A 6393-nucleotide genomic window follows, 5' to 3' on the forward strand; every position below is an offset into this window, starting at 1 on the left:
TTCGCTGGGCTATCGCTGCGCTCGTAATGACAATTTAAAGGGTCTATAACGCCTGAAACCCTTGCAGATAGTACTTGTGTGTACACCGTAGCTTTTTAAGGGGGTCGCCGGCGGGGGGATCTTAACCGAACCGTATTGGAAGTCTGGGGCTAAACAAACATAGACGCGTAGCGGTGAAGCAGCGCAGTCTTGGGGGTTTCCCCCATGAGCGACTGCTGAACCCGGAGGGCTTCCCGCAGGGTAGCCTGGCGACCCAGGCTCGATAAGTAGTTAAACATAATTAATTACACAATGTCATTGCGAATGTAGCAAAGCGAAATGAAGCAATCCCAAAAGCCTTGCGATTGCTACCCTGCGGGAAGCCACTTCGTGTCTACGTTCCACTCGCAATGACATATCACAAGTAATTTGCCGGACATGATATCATAAATGATTTTTAAAATATCGGATTGCTATAAATACTAAAAAGACGCGAGATCTCGCGTCTAGTCGTCATGGATGAAAATAGTTAAGCTAATGGGTGTCTAAATTAGACATTTTTTCGTTAAGACCGTCCTTTGCTTTTTGTAAACACAAATGACTAATGACCAATGACAACCCTGATGATTCAATAGACAGTTTAAATGCGTCACAGCTGATCAGTAATGAATACCAGCTTGTTTAAATCTGTGCAAAACTTCGCCCAAGCGATCGCAATCTGCAATTAAACTGATCCTGACATATCCTTCTCCTGCAACGCCAAAGGCATTACCTGGGGTAAGTACAACACCAGTTTGCTGCAAGACATCGAGGGCAAAATCTGTGGAACTAACGCCCACAGGACATTTCACCCAGAGATACATTGTCGCCTTGGTTTTGGGAATATCCCAACCCAATTCTCCTAACCCTTGGATGAGGAAATCGCGGCGGGTACGGTAGCGTTGTTGGACTTCATGCAAATATACATCTGGTAGTTGCAATGCGGTTTCGGCTGCGGTTTGCAAGGCAGCAAAAATACCATAGTCCAAGTTGGTTTTCAAGGTGCGTAAACCTTGAATAACATGGCGGTTTCCCACCACAAATCCCACACGCCAACCAGCCATATTGTAGGTTTTCGATAACGTGTGAAACTCTACACCAATTTCTTTTGCGCCGGGAATTTCTAACAAGCTAGTCGGTTGATAACCGTCAAAAGCTAACTCGGCATAACATAAGTCATGCACTAAGAGAATTTCATATTTACGGGCAAAAGCAACGATTTCTTCAAAGAATTCGCGGGGTGCAGTGGCAGCGGTCGGATTGCTGGGATAGTTGAAGTAGAGAATTTTGGCTTTTTCGGCAACCTCATCGGGAATTGCCGCTAAATCAATTAACCAGTCGTTCTCTGGTTTGAGAATCAAGCTGTAAACTTGCCCGCCAGCGATTACCGGGCCACGAAAATGGGCAGGATAGGCGGGGGAAGGTACAAGAACTATATCACCAGGGTTAATGTAGGCGATCGCTAGATGGGCTAATCCTTCTTTAGAACCGAGTAACGGTAAAGCTTCGCTATCGGGATCGAGAGTGACACCATAGCGGCGATTGTACCAATTAGTAATGGCACGGCGGAAACTAGCAGTACCCTCAAAAGGTGGGTAACCGTGATTGGCGGGATTTTGCAAAGCTTCCATTGCCGCTTCTACCACCGGTTGTGGTGTCGGGCCATCAGGGTTTCCCATCCCCAAATCAATTAAATCCAGCCCTTGTTCTCTTGCCTTAGCTTTCAGTTCATCAAGACGGGCAAATACATAAGGTGGTAGCTTCTGTATACGTTCTGCTGGGACAATCCAATCCAAACTCATTCCTCAACCTCGTCACTTATTCCCCTGACTGAGACACGATTTACCGTGTCTCGGCTATCTACTGGTGCCGTGGTAGAAACCATCGCCGCCATTAATTGTTCCAGCGCCACTTTAAACGGTAGTCGATGGATATCTGAATTCGGAACTAGCGCTATTTCAGCTGCTGTTTGCAGATCAGCTATGGTAATTGTGCCCAATCCCAAATCACTCAATTTTTGTGGCAATCCAATCTCTGCATAGAACTTCAACAATTGTTGCCGTGCAGCTGCTGCTAGCTGATTGCCTTGTACCATTTCTTCTAAACGCAGTTGCACCAAAATTCCATAGGCAACTTTTTCGCCGTGAATACTGCCATGTCCGGCAATATGAGTTAAACCATTATGCACAGCATGGGCAGCAACGGTACGACACTGCGCGCCTCCTAGTCCACCAATTACCCCAGCCATTAAAACTGTGGCATCTACCACTTCTCGCCAAACCTCACTACCTGGTTCGTTCAAGGCGGCGGTTGACTTTTGCAATAAAATATCCCGCAAAACTCGTGCCTGTTGAACTGCGGCAATGGTTAAAGTTTGTTGTGAGTGTCCGCTACTTACCGAAGCTTCATACCACTTAGCGATCGCATCCCCAATTCCAGCTACTAAAGTATGCTGTGGAGCAGTTTGAATCAAGTCGTAATCGAGTATGAGTAAATCGGGACAGCGAGATAATGCTACATCATAAAGAAACGCCCCTGCTTCAGAATACACATTCGAGAGGGCAGACCAAGCCGCACAGGTAGCTGCTGAAGTGGGAATTGTCACCACTGGCAATTGCAACTGATGCGCTACTAACTTAGCTGTATCTAGGGCTTTGCCACCACCAACACCGATAATTACATCAGCTTTATGTGCTTTGGCTGCCTTAGCTAAAGATTTCAGGCTGGCTTCACAGCAATCTGCACCATAATCAGCTTGGGCTATCTGTAACTGTTGTTGTTCTAAAATAGGTTGCAAGCTCTTTTGGGTAATGGCAAGAGTGCGATCGCCCGCCACAATTAAGGGACGACTTCCCAAACTGGCGATTTCTGCTGATGCCGATTGCAAGATGCTAGAACCACGAATTACTTTGGCTGGCGCGATCGCCAGCGTCAATAATGAATTAGATGTTTGAGTAGACAAGGTTTGAGTAGAAAATTGATTGGGCATATAACTAGTTTGCCAAAACCTTGATATTTCTTAATCAAATTAAAAATATAAATAAGGATGATGCCTAATAGCTATAAGTTAGGCTGCTTGCCACCATTAGCAATCCATATGACTCAACATTCGGGTTTGGGGCTGAGGAAGAACCAATAATTTTTCCTGACACCATTACCAATTACCCATAGGCTGATTAATTTTTTCTCATTAGTGGAATTGCTAAATTAATATCTTAATCTAAAAAAATAATTATTGTATACTGAAATACAAAAAATAATATGTTTTCCTGATAACAGGCAAGCTAGATTCTGCTTGCAGGAATATACTGAATAAATGAGGCAGTCTCAGTTGTGCAAAACCTTGCTGCATATAACAAATATCAATTTCACAGGGTAGGGATATACACTCGATAACTGATGCAAAAAACACAATATCTGCGAATTGAGGGATAAGCAGCCAGCAATGTTACGTGGGGCGTTTATCTGCTTTTACCCAAGAGCGATCGCCTGTGGAGGTTCTCGCTTGAAAATGTGGCATAGCACATGCGGTAGTGATTTACATACGTGTTGGTGAACCTAGTAGTGTAGGGTGGGCAATGCCCACCAAAACGAGGATATGATGCACAATGCCAATCCTACGTATTTTCTACATATATTTCAAAAACCAAAAACGAATCCTATAGCAGTTCCGAAGCTAATCAAAATGCTACTGACGTTTTTTGTTTAATCGACATCATTATCACCAATCTGGATAATTTGAGAAGTTTGATTTGCCGATTTTAAAGACAATTGCTCATAGATTTGTCTGGGAGGAGTTCTTAAATTCCAAACAATTCCTAGCCATGAAAGTACCTTCAGAATGTAATGAGTAACATCTATTTCCCACCAGTAAAATCCTTGCCGTTCTGAAGCTGGATAGTAATGATGATTATTATGCCAACCTTCACCTAGAGTAATTAGAGCTAAAAACCAATTGTTGCGACTAGTATCTGTTGTGTTAAAGCGACGATATCCAAAGACATGGGCAAGAGAATTAATTGTAAAAGTCGAGTGATAAAGCAGTAAAGTACTTAAGAAAAATCCCCAAACAAGCATTTGTAAGCCTGTCGTTTTTAGCTGAGGAATATAGTGCTGAAACAGTATCCCAATTATAGTCAAAGTGACTGCTAGAACAATAGGGACAGTCATGTGAAAACGGTTTAACCACTGCAACTCTGGATATTGTGCAAAATCACGGACGTTCCTTTCATCTGTTTTGGAATATTTAGGACACATCACCCAGCCAAGGTGCGACCACCACAAACCATGAACAACAGGTGAATGAATATCCTGTTTTGTATCTGCGTAGCGGTGATGATGACGATGATGTGCTGCCCACCATAGTGGACCTAACTGGGCTGAAGCATTGCCTAGAACAGCAAGTATAAACTGGAACCAACGCGTTGTTTTATAAGTGCGATGTGAAAAATAACGGTGGTATCCTGCTGTCACTCCAAACATTCGGATAAACCAGAGAGCAAAGCATGTAATTAGCGCCGCCCAACTAAAGCCTACCCAAAAAATTAGCAGGCTACCAATATGAATAGATATAAAAGGAATATTACCTATTATATCTATTTTATATTCTTGTCTAGATAACATAGAGAACCTCAAAAGAGATAACTGACCATAGAATTTAGCCATCAGGTGCAGATAACGATGCAACGATAGATGGGGTACTTCTAAAGCATGAAAGAGCGGTGCTTGAAATTAAGTTTTGGCAACCGTTGGAGATGTATAATATAAGTTCATCATATTTGAATTCGTTACAGAAATATATAAAATTAATATTACATCCAGAACATTTGTCATTCACAGTCATTTACTTATACTTAGAAGCCCAAAACTCAACGTTCATAAGGTGTTTAGAGAATAGATAACATAAATTGGCCCCTGATTTTAAGTGTGAATAAATTTTGGAATGGTTTGATTTCGATAGAATTAGAGTACATTAATTGGCGTATGTATAACTTCATCCAAGCGGAAGATTCACAGCATAAGAAAAGCTATAAAATCCATAATGTTCATAAAAGTTGAAGTTATAGGTTTTAAATATGAGTTGTTTATTTTATGATTAGGCGATCACTCTCAGCATCACTCACTGGGGTTCAACAGGCTAAAAGAGTATTTGCCCTCAGACGATTATTAGGCGTGTTGAATCCCAGTATCAATATGGCATTGCCATGTTGTCCTGATAACAGATAGCTGAAACAATTCCTTTAGTTACCGACTAGACTAGTTTCCCCATGATTAAATCGCGGGATTCTAAAACTGTGGGATGTGACTGGAAATTATTCCTACTATTCACTACTTTGGCAGTGATTTATGGTATGAAAGTTTTTAATTTTTAAGTTCGATTTCACTTTAACCTGAGGCATAACAAATTGTTTTCGTTATGCCTCACGTTGTTTTACCGACATTTCTAAGCAGTGGGCGTTGGCAACTGAGCAAATTTTTCTGGGTAAATTTCCACAGTTATCTCAGCGTCTTCACGACTAGCTAGCGATCGCTTGATCTGTCCCAAGTATAGTGGTATTGAAACCCCTGGTTCTGGATGGAGCAGAGTCCGGGCACGAATTGTTAGATAGTTTTCATTTCGTGAACCTAAACGGCCATAAGAATACAGATTACTAGCTGCTTGACGTAAAGTTGCTTCTAACGCTGAAGGCGTAGTCTGGGGTGAGATTGCAATTACTGCTTGTGTTGAACCATTGTCATAAACTAGACTGAACCGTCCTGCACCCGGAATCACAGTGCGACTCAAGGGTACTAACGAAAGTGCAAATAAACCACTCGTCAGCACTAGCATAAAGCCAGTTGTACCCACAAGCCGAAAGCGGATGCCCCATTTAAGAATAAAAGCCAGAACCGTCAAGACAGTAAATACCAAAGTGGCAATACCTGACCATTGGGTGTATTGAAGGAAGTCAGCTGTTGTGAGCATAAGGTTGGCTACTGAGGCGTCATTTTTCGATTACGGACATAAACCATTCTACCTAGTGCTTACACCGTAAGAGTTACTGCGGCGATCGCTTTGATGCAAATCAAAGTCCGATTCGTTTGTGTAATTCTCTGGTTTAGAGTAAGTTTGAGGTCTTGAATGGAACCTCTTTGCAAACTTCTCCTCGCAACAGAAACCTCGGCGTTAAAACAGATAATTTATTGATGTGTATCTCTTATTTCTCTAGGTTTCTATTATTTAGAAAAACTTTTAACCTGCTAAATCTAACAGTTTATATTAATAATTTCGGCAATCAATAGAGAAATATACGTAGGGGAGCCACTGCGTTGGACGGGGAGCATGTCAACTTTGTTAGAACAAACGAACTAAACAGGTTCTAAAGCTGGTTATTA

4 protein-coding genes are annotated in these 6393 nt (G+C 42.1%); all 4 read right to left on the reverse strand.

Annotation, left to right across the window (positions count from 1 at the left end; genetic code table 11):
- Nucleotides 1-638: 638 nt before the first annotated feature.
- The 4 genes from BV372_RS29455 to BV372_RS29470 all read right to left on the reverse strand — a co-directional run bounded on the left by BV372_RS29455 (nucleotide 639) and on the right by BV372_RS29470 (nucleotide 5983).
- Nucleotides 639-1820 (reverse strand): aspartate aminotransferase, encoded by a 1182-nt coding sequence (locus BV372_RS29455; protein ID WP_086690226.1) that lies wholly within the window; start codon nucleotides 1818-1820, stop codon nucleotides 639-641.
- Nucleotides 1817-3007, reverse strand: a complete 1191-nt coding sequence (locus BV372_RS29460) for an iron-containing alcohol dehydrogenase family protein (protein ID WP_086690228.1) — start codon at nucleotides 3005-3007, stop codon at nucleotides 1817-1819. Before BV372_RS29460 ends, BV372_RS29455 begins: the two co-directional genes overlap by 4 nt.
- Before the next feature lie 716 nt (nucleotides 3008-3723).
- The gene (locus tag BV372_RS29465; protein WP_086690230.1) at nucleotides 3724-4641 is read right to left on the reverse strand and encodes a fatty acid desaturase; all 918 of its coding nucleotides are present in this window, start codon (nucleotides 4639-4641) and stop codon (nucleotides 3724-3726) included.
- Between the two features lie 820 nt (nucleotides 4642-5461).
- Entirely contained in the window at nucleotides 5462-5983 is a 522-nt protein-coding gene (locus BV372_RS29470; RefSeq protein WP_086690232.1) for a Ycf51 family protein, read from the reverse strand.
- Between the last annotated feature and the right edge of the window lie 410 nt (nucleotides 5984-6393).

Origin of the sequence: Nostoc sp. T09, from assembly GCF_002154695.1 — a bacterium.
Lineage (GTDB): Bacteria > Cyanobacteriota > Cyanobacteriia > Cyanobacteriales > Nostocaceae > Aulosira.

Bases quoted from the DNA above. Each gene is read 5' to 3' on its own strand.
- BV372_RS29455 (WP_086690226.1), bottom strand. From the start codon at position 1,820: ATGAGTTTGGATTGGATTGTCCCAGCAGAACGTATACAGAAGCTACCA.
- BV372_RS29460 (WP_086690228.1), bottom strand. From the start codon at position 3,007: ATGCCCAATCAATTTTCTACTCAAACCTTGTCTACTCAAACATCTAAT.
- BV372_RS29465 (WP_086690230.1), bottom strand. From the start codon at position 4,641: ATGTTATCTAGACAAGAATATAAAATAGATATAATAGGTAATATTCCT.
- BV372_RS29470 (WP_086690232.1), bottom strand. From the start codon at position 5,983: ATGCTCACAACAGCTGACTTCCTTCAATACACCCAATGGTCAGGTATT.